Origin of the sequence: Aeromonas simiae (genome assembly GCF_014892695.1) — a bacterium.
Classification (GTDB): domain Bacteria; phylum Pseudomonadota; class Gammaproteobacteria; order Enterobacterales; family Aeromonadaceae; genus Aeromonas; species Aeromonas simiae.
On record NZ_CP040449.1, the window covers coordinates 1776975 to 1800707 of the forward strand.

Annotated in this window: 21 protein-coding genes and 1 pseudogene; 14 read left to right on the plus strand and 8 right to left on the minus strand. The window is 60.9% G+C overall.

Features of this window, described 5'->3' with window-relative positions; all coding sequences use genetic code 11:
- Positions 1-113 precede the first annotated feature (113 nt).
- Both FE240_RS08435 and FE240_RS08440 read right to left on the minus strand, forming a co-directional pair.
- Positions 114-2582, minus strand: a complete 2469-nt coding sequence (locus tag FE240_RS08435; RefSeq protein ID WP_193004146.1) for a glycogen/starch/alpha-glucan phosphorylase — start codon at positions 2580-2582, stop codon at positions 114-116.
- 332 nt (positions 2583-2914) lie between these two features.
- Complete coding sequence (locus FE240_RS08440) at positions 2915-3109, minus strand: DUF4250 domain-containing protein (RefSeq protein WP_193004147.1); 195 nt, start codon at positions 3107-3109, stop codon at positions 2915-2917.
- 177 nt (positions 3110-3286) lie between these two features.
- On the opposite strand from FE240_RS08440, the gene FE240_RS08445 reads away from it, so the two are divergent.
- Together FE240_RS08445 and FE240_RS08450 are read left to right on the plus strand one after the other, a co-directional pair.
- The gene (locus tag FE240_RS08445; RefSeq protein WP_193004148.1) at positions 3287-3706 is read left to right on the plus strand and encodes a cell division inhibitor; all 420 of its coding nucleotides are present in this window, start codon (positions 3287-3289) and stop codon (positions 3704-3706) included.
- Between the two features lie 267 nt (positions 3707-3973).
- Positions 3974-5248 (plus strand): outer membrane protein transport protein, encoded by a 1275-nt coding sequence (locus FE240_RS08450; RefSeq protein ID WP_193004149.1) that lies wholly within the window; start codon positions 3974-3976, stop codon positions 5246-5248.
- Between the two features lie 105 nt (positions 5249-5353).
- Here FE240_RS08450 and FE240_RS08455 read toward each other — a convergent pair whose 3' ends face one another.
- Complete coding sequence (locus tag FE240_RS08455) at positions 5354-6517, minus strand: thiolase family protein (RefSeq protein WP_193004150.1); 1164 nt, start codon at positions 6515-6517, stop codon at positions 5354-5356.
- 122 nt (positions 6518-6639) lie between these two features.
- Between FE240_RS08455 and FE240_RS08460 the strand changes: the two genes are divergently transcribed.
- On the plus strand, positions 6640-7062 hold the full coding sequence (locus FE240_RS08460) for a MerR family transcriptional regulator (RefSeq protein WP_193004151.1): 423 nt from the start codon (positions 6640-6642) through the stop codon (positions 7060-7062).
- 26 nt (positions 7063-7088) lie between these two features.
- Here FE240_RS08460 and FE240_RS08465 read toward each other — a convergent pair.
- Positions 7089-8332, minus strand: a pseudogene (locus FE240_RS08465) (dicarboxylate/amino acid:cation symporter).
- A 267-nt stretch (positions 8333-8599) separates the two neighbouring features.
- Here FE240_RS08465 and ppnP point away from each other — a divergent pair.
- Positions 8600-8884 carry a pyrimidine/purine nucleoside phosphorylase gene (gene ppnP / locus FE240_RS08470; RefSeq protein WP_042045187.1) on the plus strand — a complete coding sequence of 95 codons (285 nt, stop codon included), beginning with the start codon at positions 8600-8602 and terminating at the stop codon, positions 8882-8884.
- A gap of 91 nt (positions 8885-8975) precedes the next feature.
- Here the strand turns inward: ppnP and FE240_RS18935 are convergent, their stop codons facing one another.
- Positions 8976-9170: a hypothetical protein gene (locus FE240_RS18935; RefSeq protein ID WP_226799173.1), complete on the minus strand. Its 195-nt coding sequence runs from the start codon at positions 9168-9170 to the stop codon at positions 8976-8978.
- A 10-nt stretch (positions 9171-9180) separates the two neighbouring features.
- Here FE240_RS18935 and FE240_RS08475 point away from each other — a divergent pair, with 10 nt between their 5' ends.
- Complete coding sequence (locus FE240_RS08475) at positions 9181-9489, plus strand: GNAT family N-acetyltransferase (protein WP_319016753.1); 309 nt, start codon at positions 9181-9183, stop codon at positions 9487-9489.
- 57 nt (positions 9490-9546) lie between these two features.
- On the opposite strand, the gene fabB is transcribed toward FE240_RS08475, so the two are convergent.
- A complete protein-coding gene (gene fabB / locus FE240_RS08480; protein ID WP_042045190.1) occupies positions 9547-10758 on the minus strand; it encodes a beta-ketoacyl-ACP synthase I in 1212 nt (403 codons plus the stop codon).
- 89 nt (positions 10759-10847) lie between these two features.
- Between fabB and mnmC the strand changes: the two genes are divergently transcribed.
- Positions 10848-12860: a bifunctional tRNA (5-methylaminomethyl-2-thiouridine)(34)-methyltransferase MnmD/FAD-dependent 5-carboxymethylaminomethyl-2-thiouridine(34) oxidoreductase MnmC gene (gene mnmC, locus FE240_RS08485; protein ID WP_404800067.1), complete on the plus strand. Its 2013-nt coding sequence runs from the start codon at positions 10848-10850 to the stop codon at positions 12858-12860.
- 54 nt (positions 12861-12914) lie between these two features.
- Here the strand turns inward: mnmC and FE240_RS08490 are convergent, their stop codons facing one another.
- Positions 12915-13496 carry a DUF922 domain-containing protein gene (locus tag FE240_RS08490; protein WP_193004153.1) on the minus strand — a complete coding sequence of 194 codons (582 nt, stop codon included), beginning with the start codon at positions 13494-13496 and terminating at the stop codon, positions 12915-12917.
- Positions 13497-13679: 183 nt separating this feature from the next.
- Between FE240_RS08490 and dcuC the strand changes: the two genes are divergently transcribed.
- The 5 genes from dcuC to FE240_RS08515 all read left to right on the plus strand — a co-directional run bounded on the left by dcuC (position 13680) and on the right by FE240_RS08515 (position 19831).
- Complete coding sequence (gene dcuC / locus FE240_RS08495; protein WP_193004154.1) at positions 13680-15032, plus strand: anaerobic C4-dicarboxylate transporter DcuC; 1353 nt, start codon at positions 13680-13682, stop codon at positions 15030-15032.
- A gap of 89 nt (positions 15033-15121) precedes the next feature.
- Entirely contained in the window at positions 15122-16765 is a 1644-nt protein-coding gene (locus FE240_RS08500) for a bifunctional metallophosphatase/5'-nucleotidase (protein WP_193004155.1), read from the plus strand.
- A 91-nt stretch (positions 16766-16856) separates the two neighbouring features.
- Positions 16857-18506: a hypothetical protein gene (locus tag FE240_RS08505; protein ID WP_193004499.1), complete on the plus strand. Its 1650-nt coding sequence runs from the start codon at positions 16857-16859 to the stop codon at positions 18504-18506.
- Between the two features lie 47 nt (positions 18507-18553).
- Positions 18554-19048 carry a YgjP-like metallopeptidase domain-containing protein gene (locus tag FE240_RS08510; RefSeq protein WP_193004156.1) on the plus strand — a complete coding sequence of 165 codons (495 nt, stop codon included), beginning with the start codon at positions 18554-18556 and terminating at the stop codon, positions 19046-19048.
- 3 nt (positions 19049-19051) lie between these two features.
- On the plus strand, positions 19052-19831 hold the full coding sequence (locus FE240_RS08515; RefSeq protein ID WP_193004157.1) for a DUF2927 domain-containing protein: 780 nt from the start codon (positions 19052-19054) through the stop codon (positions 19829-19831).
- Positions 19832-20020: 189 nt separating this feature from the next.
- On the opposite strand, the gene FE240_RS08520 is transcribed toward FE240_RS08515, so the two are convergent.
- On the minus strand, positions 20021-20272 hold the full coding sequence (locus FE240_RS08520; protein ID WP_193004158.1) for a DinI-like family protein: 252 nt from the start codon (positions 20270-20272) through the stop codon (positions 20021-20023).
- A gap of 100 nt (positions 20273-20372) precedes the next feature.
- Between FE240_RS08520 and FE240_RS08525 the strand changes: the two genes are divergently transcribed.
- The 3 genes from FE240_RS08525 (at position 20373) to FE240_RS08535 (ending at position 23684) form a co-directional block, all read left to right on the plus strand.
- Complete coding sequence (locus tag FE240_RS08525; RefSeq protein WP_193004159.1) at positions 20373-21551, plus strand: winged helix-turn-helix domain-containing protein; 1179 nt, start codon at positions 20373-20375, stop codon at positions 21549-21551.
- 111 nt (positions 21552-21662) lie between these two features.
- The gene (gene sbcB / locus FE240_RS08530; protein ID WP_193004160.1) at positions 21663-23090 is read left to right on the plus strand and encodes an exodeoxyribonuclease I; all 1428 of its coding nucleotides are present in this window, start codon (positions 21663-21665) and stop codon (positions 23088-23090) included.
- Positions 23091-23186: 96 nt separating this feature from the next.
- Complete coding sequence (locus FE240_RS08535) at positions 23187-23684, plus strand: hypothetical protein (RefSeq protein ID WP_226799072.1); 498 nt, start codon at positions 23187-23189, stop codon at positions 23682-23684.
- Positions 23685-23733 lie beyond the last annotated feature (49 nt).

Here is a 23733-nt window from a genome sequence, read left to right on the forward strand (position 1 = left end):
AGGCTTTCTCCTTGAATCGCCTCGTTGGGCATGGCGACGTGGCCCACCCATCACACGAAAACGGCGCATAAAAAAACCCCGCCTGATGGCGGGGTTTGAATTTAGCGTTGCGCTCAGTCTACCTTGCAGCTCTTGAGGCTCCAGATCTGATCCACGTAATCCTGGATGGAGCGGTCAGAGTTGAACTTGCCCATGGTTGCCGAGTTGATGATGGCCTTCTTGGCCCACAGCTCAGGGTCACGATACCAGGCATCCAGCTTCTTGTGCGCTTCGGAGTAAGAGTCGAAGTCAGCCAGTGCCAAGTAGGTGTCACCACCTTCAAGCAGTGCGCGCTTGATGGAGGAGAGCTCGCCCGGACGACCCGGCGTGAAGTAGTCGGTATCGAACCAGTCCAGCACCGCCTTGATCTCGGAGTTACCGTAGTAGAAGTCGTACGGGTTGTAACCGCGCGCCTTCATGGCCTTCACCTCATCCACGGTCAGACCGAAGATGGCGCAGTGCTCTTCACCTGCCTCTTCCGCGATCTCGATGTTGGCGCCATCCAGCGTCCCGATGGTCAGGGCACCGTTCAGGGCCAGCTTCATGTTGCCGGTACCGGAGGCCTCATAACCGGCAGTGGAGATCTGCTCGGAGACATCGGCGGCCGGGATCAGCTTCTCTGCCAGGCTGACGCGGTAGTTGGGCATGAACACCACCTTGAGCTTGTCCTTGATGCGCGCATCACTGTTGACTCGCTCGGCCACCTTGTTGATGGCGTAGATGATGTCCTTGGCCAGCTTGTAACCCGGCGCTGCCTTGGAGCCGAAGATGAACACACGCGGGTGCATGTCATAGTCCGGATCGGCCAGCAGACGGCGGTACAGAGCCATGATGTGCAGCAGGTTGAGCTGCTGACGCTTGTACTCGTGCAGGCGCTTGATCTGAATGTCGAAGATCGCCTCGGCGCTAACATCGATCCCGGTTTCGGCCTTGATAACCTTGACCAGCTTCTCCTTGTTGCGGCGCTTGATGCTCATGAACTGCTTCTGGAATGCCTTGTCGTCGGCCATCTTGAGAACGCCACGCAGCAGATCCAGCTTGAGCGGCCACTCCTTGCCCACGACTTCGTCATACAAAGAGGCAAGCTCAGGGTTACAGGCCAGCAGCCAGCGACGCGGAGTCACACCGTTGGTCACGTTGCAGAACTTGTTCGGCCAAATCTGGGCGAATTCGGGGAACAAGTCCTCCTGCACCAGACGGGAGTGGACTTCGGCCACACCGTTGACCTTGTTAGAGCCGATCACGCACAGGTTACCCATGCGCACCTTGCGCTGATCACCCTCTTCGATGATGGAGAGCTTGGCCTTGATGGCGTCATCACCCGGCCATACGGCCTCGACCTTCTCGGAGAGGAAGCGGCGGTTGATCTCATAGATGATCTCAAGGTGACGCGGCAGAACGCGCTCGAAGAGATACACAGCCCACTTCTCCAACGCTTCCGGCAGCAGGGTGTGGTTGGTATAGGCGAAGACCTGATAGCAGATCTCCCAGGCCTGATCCCAGTTGAGCCCCTCTTCGTCCAGCAGCACACGCATCAGTTCGGGGATAGCCACGGTCGGGTGGGTATCGTTGAGCTGAATGGCGACCTGGCTGGCGAAGGTGCTGAAGTCACTGCCATGGGCACGCTTGTAGCGGCGCATGATGTCCTTGATCGAGCAGGCGCAGAAGAAATACTGCTGGATAAGGCGCAGTTCCTTACCGGCTTCAGTCTCATCGTTGGGGTAGAGCACCTTGGAGATGGTCTCTGCCTGCGCCTTTTCGGCTTGCGAATCGACATAGCCACCGGCGTTAAACACGTCCCAGTCAAAGAACTCGGAGGCACGCGATTCCCACAGACGCAGGATGTTGACGGTGGAGCCGCCAAAACCAACGACCGGGATATCCCAGGGCACACCCTTGATCTTACGACCAGCGTGCCAGACCTTCTTCATGGAGCCATCTTCGCTAAAGACGGTTTCAACGTAACCGTAGAGCGGGATCTCCTGCACCGATTCGGGGCGGCAGATTTCCCAGGGGTTACCATATTCGCGCCAGGAGTCCGGACGCTCGATCTGACGGCCATCCTTGATCTCTTGACGGAACAGGCCGTGCTCATAGTGGAGGCCATAACCGATGGCCGGATAGTTCAGGGTCGCCAGCGAGTCAATGAAGCAGGCGGCCAGACGGCCGAGGCCACCATTACCCAGCGCCATGTCCGCTTCGCATTCGCACAGATCAGCCAGATCCAGGCCAAGCTCGCGCAGCGCCTCATCACACACCTTATAGAGAGAGAGGTTGTGCAGGTTGTTGGAAGTCAGCCGCCCCATCAGGAACTCGGCCGACAGGTAATGAATTGCGCGGGTGTCTTGCTTGCGGTGAGTCTGCTGGGTACGGGTCAGACGCTCGTACACCTGTTCATTGACCGCCGCAGCCGTCGCCTTCCACCAGGATTCTTGAGAAGCCTTTTCTTCGCAGGTGCCCAGGGTGGAGCGAAGGTGATGCACAATGCTCGCCTTCAGTTGCTCCTTATCCAGTGCAATGTCGGTCTTCTTCTTGCTTGCCATAACCTTATTCCTTCGTTACTGAAACTGAGTGGCCTGTCCCGCTGTGGGAAAACTGTAATTATCATGGATGCCACGCGTAGTGAGGATAGTATCGAAACAAAACACAATAAAAGTGAACCAAAGTCACACTTTGGCGGCTTAAAATGCCTTTTAAATAATGAAAACCCTTTCTTTTTCAGCGCAACACTTAGAAATTTTTATTGATATTTATCATACAGATAAACGCAATCAAGGTCGTGCTGCGGGTGAATAGGTTTTCATGATTTTCACTTTTATTGGTTTTGCCAAATTAATAGCTCAAACCCCTCATTAAGAAAGCGATTTCACGTCGTTCACAGGCTCTTGAATTGATTGTTCAGGGGGTCATATCGATAGCCGCTGGCTAAGAGGCGCTCGGAGAGTTCCCCTTGATCCAGTCCGTAGTACGCCTGCAACTCGGCCAAGGAATCGCATTCGAGCCGGAGTTTCTCATTGACAATACCGAGCAGGATGTTGACGTCGATACGTTGCAGTTGGCTGGCATCCATGATGTTTCTCCCTCTTTGATGATGACAGGTAAAGAGTGAGCACAAAGCATACCCCTGTCCACCTTGCCTCTCCCAGAACAGAACCTGTTGCACAAGTGAATACAGCCATGTACTGTATGCGCATACAGTGCTTTTGCACCCATGATATCCCCCATGTCGAGCAAGGAGTCACCCGCGATGCATCCACAATGGCCGCTTCATCAATACTGCCTCTCCCAGCAACCGGAACAACTGCGCGGCACGGATAATCTTCTGCCCCGCCTTGCCGACATCAGCCATAAAAAGAAAGGGTGGGTTCTGCTGATCGCCCCGCCGGGGGGCGTCAGTGCCAAGACGCTGCATAGCAAGGGCATTGATCCACGCTATGTGCTGGTCATCGGTGAGTCCAGGATTAAGGATTGGCAACGCACCCTCGAAACCAGCTTAGGGAATGGTTGTTTCAGTGCAGTGATAAGCTGGTTACCGGCAGGCGTTTGTCTGGATCACCGTAAACTGGAACAGGCCAGCCGCCGCTCGGGCGCGCTTGCCCACTTCGTGCAACCGGTACTGTCGATGCCACTCAATTTTGCTGACCAGCCGCTGTTTGGCTGTCACTGAGTCAAACAGCGGCTGGTGGCAGAGGAAAAAACATCTGTCATTTATTGGCCAACATGCTGAGATAACGCGCGTTTCGCTCGTTAATAGCACAACACAAAACAAACCATTAACATTTAATTATCTTTTGTGTATTCTCTCACTACTGGTCTGATTTCTTACCTCTTACCAGATCCATAGAATCATGCCGGTAATTATGGAAGAAGCTGAAAAAACAGTGGATCAAGCCACCATCTGGCAGCGAAAGATCCCCAAATAAGAGAGAACACTATGACTACTGCCTTTTTCAAGAAGAGCATCCTCACCGTCGCCATTGCACTGGCCAGCAGCCAGGCCCACTCTGCGGCCTTTCAGCTGAACGAACATTCGGCCTCCGGTCTGGGGCGTGCCTATGCCGGTGAGGCGGCCATTGCCGACAACGCATCGGTGCTGGCTCGCAACCCTGCCGCCATGACTCGCTTCGACAAGATGGCCCTGTCCATCGCGGGAACCTATATCCGCCCGGATGTCGATGTAGATGGTGATGTGACCTATGGTGGCATGCCGCTGGCTAAGGCCAGTCGCAGTAACATCGCCCCTGATGCCTTCGTCCCGGCAGCCTATTTTATCCAGCCGATCAAGGACGATCTGGTGTGGGGCCTGGCCATGTTCACCAACTATGGCCTCTCGACCGAGTACCCCAGCAATTACAACGCCGGCACCGTTGGCGGTAGTACCGAACTGACCACCTTCAATATCAACCCGAACCTGGCTTATCGCGTCGCCCCTGGTTTCAGTCTGGGTGCCGGTCTGAACCTGGTTTATGCCGAAGCAGAACTCAACCGCTATGCCGGTGTTCTGCCGGCACTGGCTGGCCAGCCCATCCCTGCCAATACCAACGTCAGCCATCTTAAGGGCGATGACTGGGGCTTTGGTTGGAACGCTGGCATGCTCTATGAGTTCAATCAAGACCACCGCGTCGCCTTGACCTACCGCTCCAAAGTCGACATCAAGTTCAAGGGTGACTACAAGGGCACCTCTTCCGGCATGCAGAAGGTGGATGGCTCCCTGAACCTTGAACTGCCCGCGATGGCGGAGTTTGCGGCCTACCACCGCATCGATCCTCACTTTGCTGTGCACTACTCGGTCAACTGGACCGACTGGAGCGCCTTCAATGAGCTGCGCGCCACCAGCAACGACTGCGCCAATGGTGTCTGCCTGCTTAAGGAAGAGAACTTCAAAGACAGTTGGCGTTACTCCATCGGTGGAACCTGGTACGTCAATCCGAGCTGGGAGGCCCGCATCGGTCTTGCCTATGACACCACGCCGATCCGCTCCGAGTATCGCAGCCTGAGCATCCCCGATTCAGATCGAGTCTGGTACAGCGCCGGTGCCACCTATCATATCGACCAGAACATGAGCATCGATTTCGGTATGACGTACATCGATGGCAAAGAGGTCAAGGTCAACGAGGGCATGATCACTCACGAGGGCGAGCCGCGCTGGCAGGGCTCCTCTCATGGCGACGCGTTCCTCGCCTCAGCCCAATTCAACATGATGTTTTAATCTCATCATCGATACACAAAGGCGCCTACGGGCGCCTTTTGATTTGCTCGGTATCGCGAGCGCGGCATTCACACGAGTCGATTGATGTTTGACGGCCTCCCGACCTTATTCACACTCCACGGCAATCGCCGTCGCCTCTCCCCCACCGATGCAGAGCGTCGCGACTCCACGGCGTAACCCCCGCGCCCGCAGGGCGTGGGTCAATGTCACCAGGATGCGAGCCCCGCTGGCCCCAAGGGGATGCCCGAGGGCACACGCCCCCCCATTCACATTAAGTTGCTCATGGCGTATTCCGAGCCCCTGCATCGCCAGCATGGCAACCATGGCAAAGGCCTCGTTGACCTCGAACAGATCCACCTCATCCACACGCCAATGGAGGCGATCGAGCAGCATATTCACCGCCCCGATAGGCGCGGTGGTAAAATCGGCCGGCGCGGCTGCATAGCTGGCGTAACCACGGATAAGAGCAAGAGGTCTCAAGCCACGTCGCAGCGCCTCATCCCGACACATCAGCAGCAGCCCTGCTGCCCCATCTGAAATTGAGCTAGCATTGGCTGCCGTGATGGTTCCCCCTTCGCCAAACGCCGGTTTCAACTGGGCTATCTTGTCGATGCAGGCTCGCCCAGGCTGTTCATCTACCGCGAGCAAACACGGATATTTTGCCTTGACCGGCACCAGCTCTCGCACGAATCCGCCACTGTCGATAGCCGCTCGGGCACGCTCCAGTGAGGTGATGGCGTACTCATCCATGGCTTTGCGAGTCAGACCATGCCGCTCCGCCATCTTCTGGGCATAGTGGCCCATCAATTGTCCCTCGTAGGCATCTTGCAACCCGTCGAGAAACATGTGATCGAGCAGGCTATGGTGACCCATACGCAGTCCTGAGCGAGCCTTATCGATGAGATAGGGAGCGCGGCTCATGCTCTCCATGCCCCCCGCTATCATCACCCGCCCCTCGCCCTGCCGCAGCTGGCTGGCGGCCAGCATGACGCTCTTCATCCCCGAGCCACACACCTTGTTGATCGTGGTGCACGGCACGCGGTGATCAAGCCCTCCCAACAGCGCAGCCTGACGTGCCGGCGCCTGCCCCACGCCAGCTGGCAGCACATTTCCCATGTAGAGCTCGTCAACATCCGCCGGCGCAACGCCGCTGCGAGCCAGCAGCTCAGCCACCACACAAGCGCCAAGCTGCGGCGCACTGACCGTCGCCAGCCCCCCCATAAAGCTGCCCATCGGCGTGCGCAGCGCCTCGACAATCACCACGTCCATGACAGCCCCTCCTTGTTTACATTTTCACAACATTATCACTTCTCCCTTGCAAGACAACCGGTTGCACCCCTGTAAGGGTTTGGGTAAGGTGCCATGCACGATGGACAGCACGTGGAATGAGCATGGGAAACAAGGAAGATCAACACACCTACAGCATCAGCGATCTGGCGCGGGAGTTTGATGTTACCACCCGTAGCATCCGTTTCTACGAGGATCAGGGGCTGCTGCACCCCACCCGACGCGGGCAAACCCGCATCTACAGCCGTCAGGATCGGGTTCGCCTCAAGCTCACCCTGCGCGGTAAACGGCTGGGTTTTAGCCTGGCTGAGATCCGCGAGCTGTTTGATCTCTATGATGCCGATCGCAGCAGTCACTCCCAGCTCACCACCATGTTGGCGCTGATTGACGAGCGTCGCGATAGCCTTGAGCAGCAGATGGAAGATATCCGCATCGTGCTGCTGGAGCTGGAGGCCGCCGAGCAGCGCTGCCGTGAAGCGCTAGGGGCACTGGGCCGTGATGCCGAGGCAAAAAAGAAGGGGCCTTAAGGCCCCTTCTCATTATCTGTGTCTTATCATGCCGACTTGGTCCAGCGCTCAGGATCGTAATCCGGGCTGTATTTATCGACGATGATGGCGCAGGCCGCATCACCAGTAATGTTAAGAGCAGTGCGCACCATGTCGAAGATACGATCGAGGGCGAACAGTAGCGGCAATCCCTCGATGGGAATACCAGCCGCCAGCAGCACCGCCACCACCAGGAAGGTCGGCCCCGGCACCCCGGCCTGACCAATGGCCCCCAAGGTCGAGGTGATGATGATCGCAGCCCATGCTCCCATGCTCAGATCGATCTGGAAGACCTGGGCAAAGAAGATGGCAACCAGACCGTAATAGATGGCGTTACCGCTCATGTTGATGGTGGCGCCAAGGGGCAGCACAAACGAGGCGGTAGCGTTGGTCACTTTCAGCTCTTTTTCCACCACTTCCATGTTAACGGGCAGCGTGGCCATGGAAGAGGCGGTCGAGAAGGCCACGACCTGCGCCTTCTTCATCGCACTCATGTAACGCAGCACCGGTGTGTTGGAAAACAGCATGACCAGCGCCGGGTAGACCACGAAGCCATAGATGAGAATGGCCGCCACGTAGACCACAAACAGCTTCATCACCACAGTCAACACATCAAAACCATAGGTGCCGATGGCATCGGCCATCAGACCGAACACCCCGAGAGGAGCAATCAGCATCACCTTGTTGATCATCCACACGAAGGCATCGACCAGGGTGTTGAGTCCATCGACCAGCGGCTTGGACTTCTCGCGTGGCTGCTTGGCAATCGCAATCCCGAGGAACAGGCAGAACACCAGGATCTGCAGGATGTTCGCCTCATTGAGCGACTGGAACACGTTGGTGGGGATCATGCCAAGCAGGGTCGAGACGGCATCGGGCAGCGCCCCCTTGTCGGAGTAGTCGCCGGAGAACATCCCCTCAACACTGCTGAGATCGACGCCGACCCCAGGCTGGAACAGCTTACCCATCACCAGTGCCAGCAGCACAGCAAGGGCGGAAGTGGCCAGGAAGAAGACCAAGGTGGTGATACCTATCTTGCCGGCTGCCGGACTGGCCCCCAAATTAGCGGCACCGGAAATGATGGCAACCGCCACCAGCGGGATCACCAGCATCTTGATGAGTTGAATAAACAGGGTACCGAGCGGTGCAAAGACGCTGCTTGCTCACCCATGAGCGCACCAACCGCCGCCCCCAGCACCATGGCAACCATGACCTGAAAGCCAATATTTTTCACGAATCCTTTTGTCAACACAGAGTTTCCTTATTAGTTTTTCATGCACAGACGTGCAACATGTTTGACCAAACAGGGCCACCAACTCCTGTTCATAGCCCTGCGGGCACGTTTTATCTCACATTTAAATCTCGTTTTAAATGGGGGTTACCATCACCTCCACTATTGATAACCCACCTTATGTTGATAGTGCGACCGCAGGGGACGCAGCCCCCTGCAAATTCCCCATGACAAACGGCGCCATGGCATGCTAATTTGCCCACAGCACTCAGCTACAAGGACGAGAAGATGTTGAAAAGCAACGAGTATTTTGACGGAAACGTAAAGTCTATCGGTTTCGAGCACAAGGGCGATAAGGCCACCGTCGGCGTGATGGCCGCAGGCCATTATGAATTCAATACCGCCGCCCCCGAGCGCATGACGGTCGTCAAAGGTGCGTTGACCATCCAGCTCAAGGATGAAGATGAGTGGCACACCTATCAAGCTGGCCAGGCCTTCCAAGTGCCTGGTCACTCCTCCTTCAAGCTGGAGGTCAAACAGGCCACAGCGTACCTGTGTGAATTCCTCGACTAAGCATCGAAAGATAAGGGGCCTTCCGGCCCCTTATCTTTTCTGCCCTATTTTGTTAACATGCACCGATAACTGGTGTTTTTAACAGCAGAATTTAGGGAAAATGACTGTCTTGATACGGAATATCCAGCACGATGACTGGAGCGCCATCCTGCGCATTCAGGCGCAATGCTACCACGCCCTGACCCCGGAACCCCTCGATGCCCTGCGCAACAAAGTGCAGCTCTCCCCCGCAACCTGCTGGGTGGCCGAGCATGCGCGGGAAGTGCTCGGCTACCTGCTCTGCCATCCCTGGCACGATGGCCCCCCCCCCTTCACTCTCTACTGCGCTGACCCACCTCGAAGGGGACGAACTCTTCTATATGCACGATCTGGCCATCTCGCCGAACGCGCGTGGTCTTGGCATCGGCCAACGTCTCATCGACACCGCGCTCAATTACGCCAGACAGGACGGCTATGAAGAGGTGGCATTAGTCGCGGTGCAGGATGCCCCCGCCTACTGGCTGCGCCAGGGATTTGCCCCCTCACCCACCAGCAAATGCCTGCGCGAATATGGCCCGGGAGCCCAGTTTATGAAGCGCTGGCTTGGCACTGCCGAGCCTGCCTGACCCTCGCAGTGACAACAAAAAGGGCGCCCGAAGGCGCCCTTTTCTATTCGAAGCTCATCAGCCCTTGAACTTGCTGAACACCAAGGAGGCGTTGGTACCGCCAAAGCCGAAGCTGTTGGACATGACGGTATTGAGATCGGCAGCCTCGTACTCGCGCACGATGGGCAGACCCACGGCCTTCTCGTCCAGATTCTCGATGTTGATGCTGGGGGCGATGAAGCCGTGTTCCATCATCAGCAGGGAGTAGACGGCCTCGTGTACGCCGGCGGCGCCCAGGGCATGGCCGGTCATCGCCTTGGTGGCGGAGAGCTTGGGCGCATTGCTGCCAAACAGGGTCTGGATAGCTTCCAGCTCCTTGGTGTCACCGACCGGGGTGGAGGTGCCGTGGGTATTGATGTAGTCCACCTTGCCAACCCCCTGCATCGCCATCTTCATGCAACGCACGGCGCCTTCACCGCTCGGGGCCACCATGTCATAGCCATCGGAAGTAGCACCGTAACCGGTGATCTCGGCGTAGATGTGAGCACCACGGGCCAGAGCGTGTTCCAGCTCCTCGACCACCACGATGCCACCGCCACCGGAGATGACGAAACCATCGCGATCCGCGTCATAGGTACGGGAGGCTTTTTCCGGGTTGTCGTTGTACTTGGTGGAGAGCGCGCCCATGGCGTCGAACTGGATAGTGGAAGACCAGTCCAGCTCCTCACCGCCGCCGGCAAAGATGATGTCCTGCTTGCCAAGCTGGATCAGCTCAAGCGCATGACCAATGCAGTGGGCAGAGGTGGCGCAGGCGGAGCTGATGGTGTAGTTAACCCCCTTGATCTTGAACGGGGTGGCGAGGCAGGCGGAGGTGGTGGAGGACATGGTGCGCGGCACCATGTAGGGCCCCACGCGCTTGACGCCCTTCTCACGGGCGATGTCCGCAGACTCCGAGGTGTTCTTACCGGAGGCGCCGCCGGAACCGGTGACGATACCAGTGCGCTCGTTGGAGACCATCTCCTCCGGCAGGCCCGCATCTTCGATAGCCTGCTGCATGGAGAGGTAGGCGTAGGCCGCGGCGTCACCCATGAAACGCATGACTTTACGGTCGATCAGTTCAGACGGCTCGAGTTTGATGTTTCCCCAGACACGGCTGCGCAGGTTGTACTGCTCAAACTGCTCGGAATAGGTAATCCCGGACTTGCCTGCTTTCAGGGAGGCCAGTACTTCTTCCTTATTGTTGCCGATACTGGAGATGACGCCGATACCGGTGATCACTGCTCTTCTCATTAATCCATCTCGTCTGGTAATACTGGCACCGAGTCTACCCGCTTTCGGCTGCCAAACTGGTCTGCTTTCACGTAGAATGCCCGCGTTTTGTGACGGGAGTTGGAGTCAACGTGAGCCAAACATCACTACATCATGCCCAACTGGAGTGGAATGAGGCGGGCACGCCAGTCTCCAGCGAGTTCGGGGATGTTTACTTTTCCAATGATAATGGGCTGAACGAAACCCGCTACGTATTTTTGCAGCAAAATCGGTTACCTGAACGATTTTCGCACCACGATCGCGATCTTTTCGTCATCGCCGAGACAGGTTTTGGCACCGGACTCAATTTTCTCGCCAGTTGGCAGGCCTTTGCGACCCATCTCGCCGCCAGCCATGAAGGGGCGCGTCGGCTGCATTTCACCAGTTTCGAGAAATTCCCCCTCACCCGGCGCGATCTCAGCCAGGCATTGGCCGCTTGGCCCGAGCTGGCCGATTTCAGCTCATCCTTGGTCGCGCAGTGGCCGCAGGCCCTACCCGGCTGCCATCGCCTGCAATTTGATGCAGGACGGATCACCCTGGATCTCTGGTTTGGTGACATTCAAGATTGCCTGCCCCTAGTGCCCCACGGGGCCGAAGGCATGGTGGATGCCTGGTTTCTCGACGGTTTCGCGCCAGCCAAGAACCCGCAGATGTGGACGCCTGAGCTCTTTGCCGGGCTGGCTCGTCTGGCTCGGTGCAGCGCCACCCTCGCCACCTTCACCTGTGCCGGCTTTGTGCGTCGTGGCCTGATTGACGCCGGTTGGGCCATGCAAAAGGTAAAAGGCTATGGCAGCAAGCGCGAGATGCTGATTGGCCAGCGCCAAGATAAGCAGCCCGAACCGGGCATGCAGCGCGGCTATCCCCGCCCGGCGGGTCGTGAAGGCGAGATCATCATAGTGGGCGGTGGTATTGCATCCGCCATGACGGCCCTCGCCTTGGTCCGGCGCGGCAGAAACGTCACCTTGCTTTGCGCCGACGCGGCGCCGGCAGCGGGCGCCTCCGGCAACCGCCAGGGGGCGCTCTATCCCCTCCTTGGCGGCGAACACGATACGCTATCGCGCTTTTATGCCGCCGCCTTCCCGTTTGCCCGCGCCCGTCTGCATGATCTGGCCGAGCACCACCACATTGCCTTCGATCTCTGCGGCGTGACGCAACTGGGTTACGATGAGAAGTCCGCCCAGAAGCTGGCCAAGATGCTGACCGGCCCCTTCCCGCCTGAATTGGTGCAGCGGACAACGGCCGAGCAGATGCAGGCCCAGGTGGGCCTAGCCACCGGCTGTGACGGGGTCAGCTACCCGCAAGGAGGCTGGCTCTGTCCGGCCGATCTGACCCGAGCCGCCCTGGCAGAGGCGGCCGCGACAGGCCGGCTGACCTGTCATTACCAGGTCGCCGTCACGACCGTGCGCGAAGAGGGTGAGCAATGGATTGCCGAGGGGCCCGCTGGACGCTGGCAGGCGCCTAACTTGGTGGTCGCCGCCGGCCACCGCCTGCCGGAGCTACTGCCCTTTGCCGAGCTGCCGCTCTATCCGGTGCGCGGCCAGGTGAGCCACGCCAGAAGCAACCCCGAGCTGGCCCCGCTCAAGCAAGTGCTCTGCTACGACGGCTACCTGACTCCGGCCCATGCCGGGCGCCACTGCATCGGTGCCAGCTATGGCCGCAATCAGACCGACCTCACCTACCGCGCCGAGGAGCAGGCCGACAACCGGGAGCGCCTGATCGCCTGCCTGCCTGATCAGAGCTGGCCACAGCGGGTCGATCTCTCCGATGGCGACGCCCGCGTCGGGGTGCGCAGCGCCAGCCGCGATCACCTCCCGGTCGTGGGGCCGCTCGCACGGCTTGACCGCCTTGAGGCGCAATGGCGCGAACATGCCGACGAGCCAGAGTGGCCATTGCCGACCTGGCCTGGCCTGTTCGTTATCGGGGCGCTGGGCTCACGCGGCCTCTGCTCTGCCCCCCTGTGTGGTGAGCTGCTCGCCGCCGAGATCTGTGGCGAGCCGATCGGGTTATCCCGCGATCTCCTTAACGCGCTGCACCCGGCTCGCTACTGGGTGCGCAAACTGATCAAGGGAAAACCCCTCTCCTGATCCCACCAAAAAGAGCGCCATCAGGCGCTCTTTTTTTATCCAGGCGGGTGGGCCTTACTGTGGCCAGATCGCCCCGAAGCGGCGGCCATGGCCGCTCTGCTCGGCCTGAACGTTCAGCGCCTTTTGCACTCGCTTGAGCTCCTGCTGGCCCTGTTGCCAGGCGGCCTCTTGCAGCGCTGGGCAACTGACGGCCGTTGGCAACGCCGCGATGGCGTAACCGATCTGCCAAGCCCCATCCTGAACCAACCGCCGCTGCGCCCCTTCATAATCGGCCAGCGCCCCCAGCAGGGCATACCAGTCACGCCGCTCGTGGGCACTGGCCGTCTCCAGCTCATACCAGCGTGGCAGCGCAACCTCCCCTTTCAGACGAGTGGTCACCTGCCGCAGCCGACACCCCTGCGCGCTGGGCTCAAGATCCAACTGCCAGTCAAGCCGGTAAGAGGCTTTGCCCAGCACCCTGACATCCCCCACCAATGGGGCGCGGATCCCCAGAGCCGGTAGCCACTGCCGCGCCGTGGCCGCCGTAATGGGGTAGAAATTGACCTGAACGGAGGATTCACTTTGCACCATCGCGCCCTGAGCCGGCAGGGCTCCTAGCAGGAGCCATGCTCCCAACCAGTATCCTGTTTTCTTCATTCTCGGCCTCCGGCTTGGCAACATCTCACCCTCATGATAACCACCCTACGTCCCCCGCATTGTGAGCGCAATACGATGATTCTCAAGAAATTCTGCGCTGAATCAAAATAGGCCCGCTTTATTCTCGCCGGATCGGCGACAGCGTCATAGAATCATCCGACTCCTTTCTGACAGGATTTTCCTATGCTCTCACTGCTTATCGGCACCCTGGTCACCCTGCTGGTGGGCCGGGCCATCTTCAAAGGCTACTCCGCCACCGGCGTGCTGCTCGGCGGGGGCCTGCTATTGCTGGCCATCACCGCCCTGATGGGTCGTCCCATTCTGCCGGCCAAGGTGGCCAGCACCGGTTATCTCGCCACCGATATCTTCGAATACGTCCGTTTCCTGCTCAACGATCGGGGCGGTGGACTCGGTATGCTGATCATGGTGCTGTGCGGTTTTGCCGGCTACATGGGCCACATCGGCGCCAACGACATCCTGGTCAAGCTGGCCAGCCGGCCACTGCGCATCATTCGATCGCCCTACCTCTTGCTGGTGGCGGCCTACCTGGTCGCCTGTGCCATGTCGCTGGCCGTCAGCTCAGCCACCGGACTCGGTGTACTGCTGATGGCGACCCTGTTCCCGCTGATGGTCAACATGGGGATCTCGCGCGGCGCGGCCGCCGCCGTGTGTGCCTCACCGGCCGCCATCATCCTCGCCCCCACCTCGGGGGACGTGGTCATGGCCGCCCAGGCCGCCAACATGGAGCTGCTCGACTTTGCCTTTCGCCTGACCCTGCCCATCTCCCTGCTCGCCATCGCCTGCATGGCGGTGACCCACTTCTTCTGGCAGCGTTACCTGGATCGCCGCGCCGGTGAGCACAATGAGCCGGTGGCGCCGAGTGAGCTCAAGACCACGGCGCCCGCCTTCTACGCCATCCTCCCTTTCACCCCCATCATCGGGGTGCTGATCTTCGATGGCAAATGGGGTCCCCAGCTCGACATCGTCACCATCATCGTCATCTGTATGGTGCTGGTCTGCCTGCTTGAGCTGCTGCGCCTTCGCAGTGGCCGGTTACTGCTCGACGGCTTGCAGGTGTGCTGGCGTCACATGGCCGACGCCTTCGCCGGCGTGGTGATGCTGCTGGTCGGTGCTGGCGTATTTGCCCAAGGCCTGATGACCATCGGCTTTATCGATACCCTGCTGGCCCAGGCCCAGAGCTTCGGCTCCGGCGCCATGATCATGATGCTGGCCCTGGTGGTGATCACCACCCTTGCCGCCTTCACCACCGGCTCGGGCAATGCCCCCTTCTACGCCTTCGTCGAGCTGATCCCAAGCCTGGCCACCAGCCTTGGCATCAACCCCGCCTACCTGGTGATCCCCATGCTACAGGCCTCCAATCTGGGGCGCACCGTCTCGCCAGTTTCCGGCGTGGTGGTGGCCTGCTCAGGGATGGCCAACCTCTCCCCGTTCGAGGTGGTCAAGCGCACCTCGCTGCCGGTGGCAGTCGGCCTGCTGGTGGTGATCCTGGCGACCCAGATCATGGTTCCGCTCTAAACCCGATGAGGGTCAGCCGAAGCTGGCCCTCCCCCCTGCCCTTGCGTTAGACTTGCCTCCCTTTCCTGCTGCATCGACGAAGGAGGCCCATGCCTGTAGCCCTTCATCTCGCTCACATGAGCGATTGCCACTCCCATTTCGACGGGGCGCCGCTGCGCCTGCTGACGCCGGATGGCCAGAGTGTGATGCGCGAGTGCGGCGGCTATCCCAGAATAGCGACCCGCCTTGCCCAGCTACGGGCCGAGGCACAGGCCTGCGCGATCCCCCACCTCTTCCTGCACGCCGGAGATACGTTCCAAGGTTCGCTCTATTTCAACCGGTTCAAAGAGCGGGCCAACGCCACCTTGCTCGGTCAACTCGCCCCCGATGCCATGGTGATCGGCAACCACGAGTTTGATCTTGGCAACGAGGCCCTGCGCGACTTCATCCGCGCCGTCCCCTTTCCGGTGCTGGCCGCCAACCTCGACAGCCGCCACGAGCCGAGCGATGCCCAGGCGCCGCTGCGCGGCCTGCCCAACCTGTTCGATGCCGAACGCCCCTGGCTGGAGAAAAACCTCGGCGGTACCCGCTTCGCCCTGCTTGGCATTACCCTCTCCCAGATGGCCGACATCGCCAACCCGGATCTTCACACCCGCTTCCTGCCGGTGGAAGAGACGCTGGCGCAGACCCTCGCGGCCATCCAACGGGCCGGCATTCGCCACATCATTCTGTTGAGCCACCTAGGGATAGAGCAAGACAAGAAGCTGGCCGAGCGTTTTCCCCAACTGAGCCTGATTGTCGGCGGCCACACCCACAGCCTGCTTGGGGATCTCTCCCATCTCGGGATCAGCCACAGCGAACCCTATCCGTTATGGCACGCCGGCGTACCGCTGTTTCACGCCGGCCACAGTGCCCAGACCCTCGGCGTCTGTCGCCTGCTGTTTGACGACACGGGCCGGGCTATCGAGGCCGATGGCCGCACCGAATGGCTGCTCTGGGAGGCGGTGGCCGAGCTGCCGGCCCTGACGGCCATCGCCCCCGAGCCCACCCTGGAGCAACACCTGGCGCACCACTATCGCCCCGTGCTGAGCCAGATGGCGAGCCACTCCATCGCCACCCTGCCCGCCCCGCTGCACCATCAGCGCCTGCCCGATGCCCAGCATCCCCATGGCAGCGAGCTGGCCCCGCTGGTGGCCGAAGCGATGCGCTGGAGTACCCGCGAGCAGGTCGGCCGGGTCGATTTCGCCCTGCACAACGCCGGTGGTGTGCGCTGCTCGCTAGAGGCAGGCCCCATCACCGAGGCCGACATCGCCGGGCGCCTGCTCCCCTTCGCCATCCCGCTCATCCTCTACGAGGTGTATGGCCAGGAGCTGATCGATGCCCTAGAGGGGGCCATCAACAACGCCACCGACAACGGCGTGGTCGGCAACGGCAGCGGCAGCTTCCCCTATGTGGCCGGCCTCGACTACCGCTATGACGCCGACGCGCCGCTTGGCCGCCGCATCACCCATCTGCGCTGGGAGGCCGCGCCCGGCCAGTGGGAAAACGTGGCCCCCCAGGCGCGCTATCGCGGCGTGTCGAGCGCCTATACGGCGGCCGGCAAAGAGGGCTACATGGCGCTGCGACGCACCCTCTCGCACCCGCGCCGCGAGCTGGGGCTGACCCTGGCCGATGCGTTCGTGCGCTGGGCCCGCCATCAGGGCAGCCTGACCGCCCGCCCCCCGCTCGGACACTACCAACCCCGGCGCGCCTGAAAAGTAAAGAAATCACGGCGGCCCCATTGTCTCCCGGGGCAGGGATGGGCAAGATAGCGGCACCTTGTCCATCCGTACCGCCTTTTTGCCGATGAACCGTCCGATGCGCCTCGCGCCGCCCCGTCACTACCCTTTTCTGCCACCCTCGGTGATCATACTGACCGCCCTGCTGGCGCTGCTCTTTTGCCTGCGTAACCCGCTGGTCTATGCCATGGCACCGGGGTTTGATGCCTCCCTGTTCGCCGTCATGGGCAAGATGTGGGCCGACGGTGGCGTGCTCTATCGCGACATGATCGACATCAAGGGGCCGATGATCTTCGCCATCGATGCCCTCGGTTATCTGCTGGGCGGCTTTCGTGGCATCTGGGGGTTGGAGTGGCTCGCCTGCTGGCTCGGCCTGCTGGCGAGCTGGCATGCCTTAGCACAGCTCGAACTCTCGACCCGGACTCGCCTTGGCAGCCTGCTTGCCATCTTGGCGCTCTACGGCACCCGCTATTACTACGGCAACATGACCGAAGACTGGACCTTCCACCTCGCCCTCATCGGCCAGTGGGCCTTCATCACCCTGCTGCTCGACGGACGCTTTCGCCTCTTCCCGGCGCTGGTGGCCGGCCTCACCTTCGCCATCGTGGCCTGGATGCGGATGAACAACGGCGCCCTGTGGGGAGGCTGGTATCTGACCCTGTTTGTGCTGTGGATCATCCACAACCAGTGGCGCAGTGCCCTGCTGCTGCTGCTCTCGAGCCTAGGATGCCTGGCGCTGGTGGGCGCCCCGCTGCTCGCCTACTTCCGCCACTACGGCGTGCTCGATGAGTTCGTCTACTACTCCTTCTCCATCTTCTTCGAGGGGAGCTACGGCAATGGCACCTCGCTGGCGGTCGGCGCCGTCGGGCTGTTTCGCACCGGCCTTGTCATGCTGCTGCCGGCCTTCGTGCTGGTATTGCTGGCGCGCAACTGGCACTGGAGCCTGCCGGTACTGTCCGCCACCCTGCTCGGGGTGGTGTTCACCCTGATCGCCAACTCGGTCTCGGGCCATGTGTTCGATCACTACGACGTGCTCTATCTGCAACTGGGCCTGCTGCCGCTCGCCTGCCTGCTGGATCGCAGCAAGGAGCAAGGCGATGCCCTGGCCCTGCTCTGTGTCGGCAGCGTGATCCTCACCGCCGCTTGGCTGCTGGCCCAGCAGCTCGGCTTTGGTTGGAGCACCAAGGAGTGGTCACTGGAGCGGGTGCGCGAGGTGCTGGGTACCAGCCTGCTGTGGGCTCTGCCGGTATTGGTGCTGGTGCCACTGTGGCGCGCCTGGGATGTACGCAGCCTCACCCCTTGGCTGGCGACCTTGGCCATGCTGATCGTGATGATCGACAACGCCTGGGACGGCACCGAGATGGGGCGCCCGTTCAATCCGGCGGCCCAACTGCGCGTCGATCGAGTGCTGGCCGAGAGTCAGCCCGGCGACACCCTCTGGGTCGATGGGATCTGGCCTCAGTACTACCTCTGGACCGATCGCACCCCGGCCTCGCCCTATCTCTTCTTTGCCAACGTCAATCCCCCCTATGACGTGCGCGAACGCACCTTGGAGAGTCTCAAGCGCCAGCAGCCGAAGTTCATCATCGGCAAGCAGGCACGCTTTAACGAGATGATCGCCAGCTTGCAAAAGCAACCCCCCTCGACCCAGGCCTTCTATCTCTACCTGCTGGATCACTACGAGCAGGTCGCCGACGGCCTCTACCGTCGCCGCTAAATCCACAGGGGCCACCATCCGGTGGCCCCTTGCTTGAGGAGACCCTTATGCAGTTGCCCTATCTGAGCGGCTACCCCGACCACCTGCTCGAGCAGGTACGCACCCTGATCCGCGAGCAGCGCCTCGGCCCCCTGCTGGCTAAACGCTATCCCCAGCGCCACACCACCCAGAGCGACGCAGCCCTGCGCGACTACACCATGGATCTCAAGGCCCGCTACCTGAAAAGCTCCTCCCCCCTCTCCAAGGTGGTGTTCGACGGTAAGATCAACATCATCAAGGATGCCCTCGGGCTGCACAGCTATGTCAGCCGGGTGCAGGGAAGCCGGCTCAAGGCCAAGAACGAGATCCGTATCGCCGCCCTGTTCAAGGAGGCGCCTCCTGAGTTTCTCGAGATGATCGTGGTGCACGAGCTGGCCCACCTGCGCGAAAAGGATCACAACAAGGCCTTCTACCAACTGTGCTGCCACATGTGTCCGCACTATCATCAGTGGGAATTTGACATGCGCCTGTGGCTCACCTGGCGTGATCTCGACAAGGAGTGATCCGTGCCCCTTTTGCGTTGGCTGCTGCTCTTTCCCCTGCTGCTGCAAGCATCACTGGCCGCCGAGCGCTGGCAACGTGATGCCTATCTGACCGAGAGCTTCATCACCAGTGCCCTCGGCCGTGAATACCAGCCCGGCCAGGACGCGACACTCACCCGCTGGGAGCAGCCGCTGCGTTATTTTCTGGTCAATCAGAGCGGTGATAAGGCGCAGCAGCGCGAGCTGGTAACGGTACAGATGACTCATCTGGCACGCCTGACCGACCTTTCAATACAACCGGTACAACATGAGGCGGCCGCCAATCTGGTGGTGGTGATGACGCGCCAAGCGCAGATGGGGAGCTGGATTGAGCGGCGGATGGGCGATAGCGCCGATGTGCAGGCCGCACGTCAAAATGGGCTCTGCCTCGGCCACTTTAGCAGCCGAGGCCAGCAGGGGATCGTCCGCGCTACCGTCCTCATCCCCACCGATCAGGCCCGCGACAAGGGGAAATTGCTCGACTGCGTGGTCGAGGAGCTGACTCAGGTGATGGGGCTACCCAACGATTCGGATCGGGTCTTCCCCTCCATCTTCAATGACCGCAGCATCGATCACTTCCTCAGCCCGCTCGACTACCTGCTTATCCGTATGCTCTACTCCCCAGGGATGCGTAGCGGCATGAACGAACGCGAAGTGCGGGCAGCCCTGCCCGCCATCTTGGCCCGGCTGCGCCAGCAAGGTGAGATGCGCGATGCGCCGCGCCGGGTCAACGAAGGGAGTCTGCGCCAGTGGGCCGGGTTGTGAGCAACCCGCCAGCCGCGGCTGACTCAGGGTGGGGAGTGGCGTGTTACCTCGATATGGAGAGACCGGCCAGTTGCCAAAGCGCTTAAGCAAGCGCCTTGCTCGCCCCGCAGCCGCCCATGGCGGGGCCGATCGCGGCACCCCCACACCGAGCATAAAGCGGGGCCCAAGGCCCCGCTTTATGGGGTCACCTCAGGCGGCGGACTCCTCTTCCGGCATCCAACTGTCGGCATCCTCCCACACCGACTGCACCAGCGCCTCGACCTCCTCTTTTTCCTCACGGCTGGCACGGGTCACGTTCATGGCCATGGCACTGCCGGCCGCGACCCTGACCTGTACGTCGGGATAGTGCTCTCCCAGCCGGGTGAGCAGCGCCTGATAAAGGGCATCCATGATGCTCTGGGATACCTGATGCTTGCGGTCGATGATGATTTCAACTTTCATCCGTGTGCGCCTCATGTTACGCATTGTGAAAACAACTGTATTTTTGTACAGTGCATTATCATTGTAAAGCCCTTTCCTCTTTCCACGGCATGGAGGCCCCATGGATAACCCCTTCTCCTCACTTGAATGGCGCCGTATCAACCTGAGCCGCCAGGGGCTGCTGGCCCCACCTGCCAGCTTGGCCGAGGCCGTGGCGCGCCTCGGTTACGTGCAGATCGACGCCATCCACGTAGTCGAGCGGGCTCATCACCATGTGTTGCACAGCCGCCTGCCCGGCTATCATGGCGCCATGCTGGACGAGGCGCTCGAGCGAGGCGAGCTGTTTGAGTACTGGTCCCACGCCGCTGCCCTGCTGCCGATGCAGGATTACCGCTTCAGCCTGCCGCGCAAACTGGCCCTGCGCGAAGGGCAGCGCCATTGGTTCGAGCGCGACGCCGCCGTCATGGGGGAAGTACTGGCCCGCATCAGTGCCGAAGGGCCGCTCAAGGCGAGCGACTTCCAGCATCCAGGCCATAAGGGGGGCTGGTGGGAGTGGAAGCCGGCCAAGCGCGCGCTCGAGCAACTGTTCATGGAGGGGGCCTTGATGGTGCGCCGGCGCGAGCGCTTCCAGAAGGTGTTCGATCTGACCGAGCGGGTGCTACCGGCCGGCGTCGACACCCGTCCCCCGAGTGACGAGGAGTTCGCCCTTCATCTGGTGCGCCGCTTCATCAAGGCCCATGGCTACGGCACCTTGAAGCAGATGGGCTATCTGCGGCGCAATGTGCAGCCACACCTCAAGGCCGCGCTGGCGGCGCTGCACGGATCAGGCGAGCTGGCCTGTTTCAGCGCCCATGGTCAGACCCACTGGTTTGATGCCGCCTTGCAGGTGCCACCGCCCCTGCCGGATCGGGTCTGGCTGCTCAATCCGTTTGATAACCTGCTGATCCAGCGCGAGCGGCTGCGCCACTGGTTCGATTTTGACTATCAGCTCGAGGTCTATCTGCCCGAAGAGAAGCGGCGCTTTGGCTACTACACCCTGGCGGTGCTGTGGCAGGAGCAGTTCATCGGCCGCCTCGATGTCAAAGCCGACAGGGCGCGCCATCGGCTACACCTGCGCCGCCTGACCCTGGAGCCCGCAGCCTATGACGCAGCGGGCGGACTGCGCCCCTTCCTGCCGGCACTGGAAGCGGCGCTGGCCGATTATGCCCGTTTCAACGGCTGCACCCGCTGGAAGCTCGAGGCATGCAGCGACCGCACCCTACGCAGCCACTACCGCAAACAGCAGTGGCTGGCGGATTAACGCGGTGCAGGCCGAGCCATTTGCCGCGCTTTGGTTTACCATGGTCACACCTTGCTGCGGTGCCCGCCACCGCCCAACCTTGAGCGGCAACGCCGCCCCATCTTGGACACCATGAGCAAAACAGCACATTCCGGCTCCCAGCCCACCCTCTACTTCCACGATTACGAAACCTTCGGGATCAGCCCGGCCCGGGATCGGCCGGCCCAGTTTGCCGGAGTACGCACCGATCTCGACTTCAACCTCATCGGCGATCCGCTGGTCATCTACTGCAAGCCGCCGGCGGACTACCTGCCCGAGCCAGAAGCCTGCCTCATCACTGGTATCACGCCGCAAAAGGCCCAGCGCGACGGGTTGTGCGAGGCCGACTTCATCCGTCAGATCCACGACGAATTCGCCGCGCCGGGCACCTGCGTGCTCGGCTACAACAGCATTCGCTTCGATGACGAGGTGACCCGCTACACCCTCTATCGCAACTTTTACGATCCGTACGCCTATAGCTGGCAAAACGGCAACTCGCGCTGGGACATCCTCGACATGGTGCGTGCCTGCTACGCCCTGCGCCCAGAGGGCATCCAATGGTGCTTTGATGACGAGGGCAAGCCGAGCTTCAAGCTCGAGAACCTGACCCGAGCCAACGGTATCGGCCACGAGCAGGCCCACGACGCCCTCTCGGACGTGCTGGCCACCATCGCCATGGCCAAGCTCATCAAGACCTCCCAGCCACGCCTGTTTGACTACCTGTTTGAGCTGCGCAGCAAACACAAGGTAAAGGCATTGATCGACGTGGTGAACATGAAGCCGCTGGTACACGTCTCGGGCATGTTCTCCCCCTGGCAGGGGTGCGCCAGCTGGGTGTCGCCGCTCGCCTGGCATCCGACCAACCAGAACGCGGTGATCGTGGTCGATCTCACCCGCGATCCCCAGGTGCTGCTCGATTTAGACGCCCCCGCCCTGCGCGAGCGCCTCTACACCCGTAAAGAGGATCTCGGTGAGCTGGCCGCGGTGCCGGTCAAGCTGGTGCACATCAACAAGTGCCCTGTGCTGGCGCCCGCCGCCACCTTGACGGCAGAGCGCGCCGACGAGCTGGGCATCGATCGCGAGCAGTGCCGAAAGAGCCTAGATCTGCTGCGCCGTCACCCAGAGATCCGCGAAAAGCTGGTCGAGGTATTCAGCCAGGAGTGGCCAGGGCCGGCCGACAGCGACCCCGATACCCAGCTCTATGCCGGCTTCTTCGGCCAGGGCGACAAGGCGGCCATGGAGTTGGTGCGCGCCACCCCCCCTGAGCTGCTCGGTGAGCGGGCCTTCTCGTTTAGCGATGCGCGCCTGCCCGAGCTGCTGTTTCGCTACCGGGCCCGCAACTGGCCGCACACCTTAAACGACGACGAGACGCGCCGCTGGCGCAGCCACTGCGCCGACTACTTCGCCACTCGTCTGCCCGATTACGCTCCGCGCCTAGAGGCGCTGGCCAGCCAATATCAGGACGACGAGAAGCGTTTTACCCTGCTGCGCCAGCTCTACCTTTACCTGGAAAATCTGTGACTTTGTGAGCCCGCTCTCGCCTTTTCTCTTTTCGGCCTGGGGGCAGAGCGGGCATACTGCAAGACGATGACCTGCGTGCGACTGCCGAGGAATAGGATGGGAAAAACGAGCTCTGGATTGCTGTTGACTGCGCTGCTGGTGACCCTGCCTGCGGCCGCAACGCCGACAGCTCCCTTCTATCTGCTGGAGCTACCCAGCCAGGCCTATGGGGCACTGGCCGGCACCTTTTCCCACCTCTACAATGCCACCGACTTCACCCCGACCATCACCAACAGCTACTTCAGCCACTCCGATCTCTACAACTTCGCCGGGGTGCCGCTCGCCATCACGGCGCGCAACGGCTTTCAGTTCGAGCTATTCGGTCAGCTCTACAGCCAGGCTTCGCAGGGCTATGTGCACATGAGCGAGGATCAGTCTCTCTACGGGGTGATCCGCGCCGACCTGATGGGCAGCCAGCGGAACCAGATTGCCGGGGGGGCGGGCCTCGGTGTGCCGCTCAGCCCCTCCCTCTCCCTCAAGGCCATCGCCTCGACCAACGAGATCCCGGGCTATGGGCCAGCCAACCTCGCCGTCGGCATGGAGTGGCACTTCTAGCCGCACCGGCGCACAGATGAAAACAAAAAGAGGCCCGCGGGCCTCTTTT

Coding starts and splice junctions, on each gene's coding strand:
- FE240_RS08435 (WP_193004146.1), bottom strand. CDS start 2,582: ATGGCAAGCAAGAAGAAGACCGACATTGCACTGGATAAGGAGCAACTG.
- FE240_RS08440 (WP_193004147.1), bottom strand. CDS start 3,109: ATGGATGCCAGCCAACTGCAACGTATCGACGTCAACATCCTGCTCGGT.
- FE240_RS08445 (WP_193004148.1), top strand. CDS start 3,287: ATGCATCCACAATGGCCGCTTCATCAATACTGCCTCTCCCAGCAACCG.
- FE240_RS08450 (WP_193004149.1), top strand. CDS start 3,974: ATGACTACTGCCTTTTTCAAGAAGAGCATCCTCACCGTCGCCATTGCA.
- FE240_RS08455 (WP_193004150.1), bottom strand. CDS start 6,517: ATGGACGTGGTGATTGTCGAGGCGCTGCGCACGCCGATGGGCAGCTTT.
- FE240_RS08460 (WP_193004151.1), top strand. CDS start 6,640: ATGGGAAACAAGGAAGATCAACACACCTACAGCATCAGCGATCTGGCG.
- ppnP (WP_042045187.1), top strand. CDS start 8,600: ATGTTGAAAAGCAACGAGTATTTTGACGGAAACGTAAAGTCTATCGGT.
- FE240_RS18935 (WP_226799173.1), bottom strand. CDS start 9,170: ATGGCAGAGCAGGTAGCCGAGCACTTCCCGCGCATGCTCGGCCACCCA.
- FE240_RS08475 (WP_319016753.1), top strand. CDS start 9,181: ATGGCCCCCCCCCCTTCACTCTCTACTGCGCTGACCCACCTCGAAGGG.
- fabB (WP_042045190.1), bottom strand. CDS start 10,758: ATGAGAAGAGCAGTGATCACCGGTATCGGCGTCATCTCCAGTATCGGC.
- FE240_RS08490 (WP_193004153.1), bottom strand. CDS start 13,496: ATGAAGAAAACAGGATACTGGTTGGGAGCATGGCTCCTGCTAGGAGCC.
- dcuC (WP_193004154.1), top strand. CDS start 13,680: ATGCTCTCACTGCTTATCGGCACCCTGGTCACCCTGCTGGTGGGCCGG.
- FE240_RS08500 (WP_193004155.1), top strand. CDS start 15,122: ATGCCTGTAGCCCTTCATCTCGCTCACATGAGCGATTGCCACTCCCAT.
- FE240_RS08505 (WP_193004499.1), top strand. CDS start 16,857: ATGAACCGTCCGATGCGCCTCGCGCCGCCCCGTCACTACCCTTTTCTG.
- FE240_RS08510 (WP_193004156.1), top strand. CDS start 18,554: ATGCAGTTGCCCTATCTGAGCGGCTACCCCGACCACCTGCTCGAGCAG.
- FE240_RS08520 (WP_193004158.1), bottom strand. CDS start 20,272: ATGAAAGTTGAAATCATCATCGACCGCAAGCATCAGGTATCCCAGAGC.
- FE240_RS08525 (WP_193004159.1), top strand. CDS start 20,373: ATGGATAACCCCTTCTCCTCACTTGAATGGCGCCGTATCAACCTGAGC.
- sbcB (WP_193004160.1), top strand. CDS start 21,663: ATGAGCAAAACAGCACATTCCGGCTCCCAGCCCACCCTCTACTTCCAC.
- FE240_RS08535 (WP_226799072.1), top strand. CDS start 23,187: ATGGGAAAAACGAGCTCTGGATTGCTGTTGACTGCGCTGCTGGTGACC.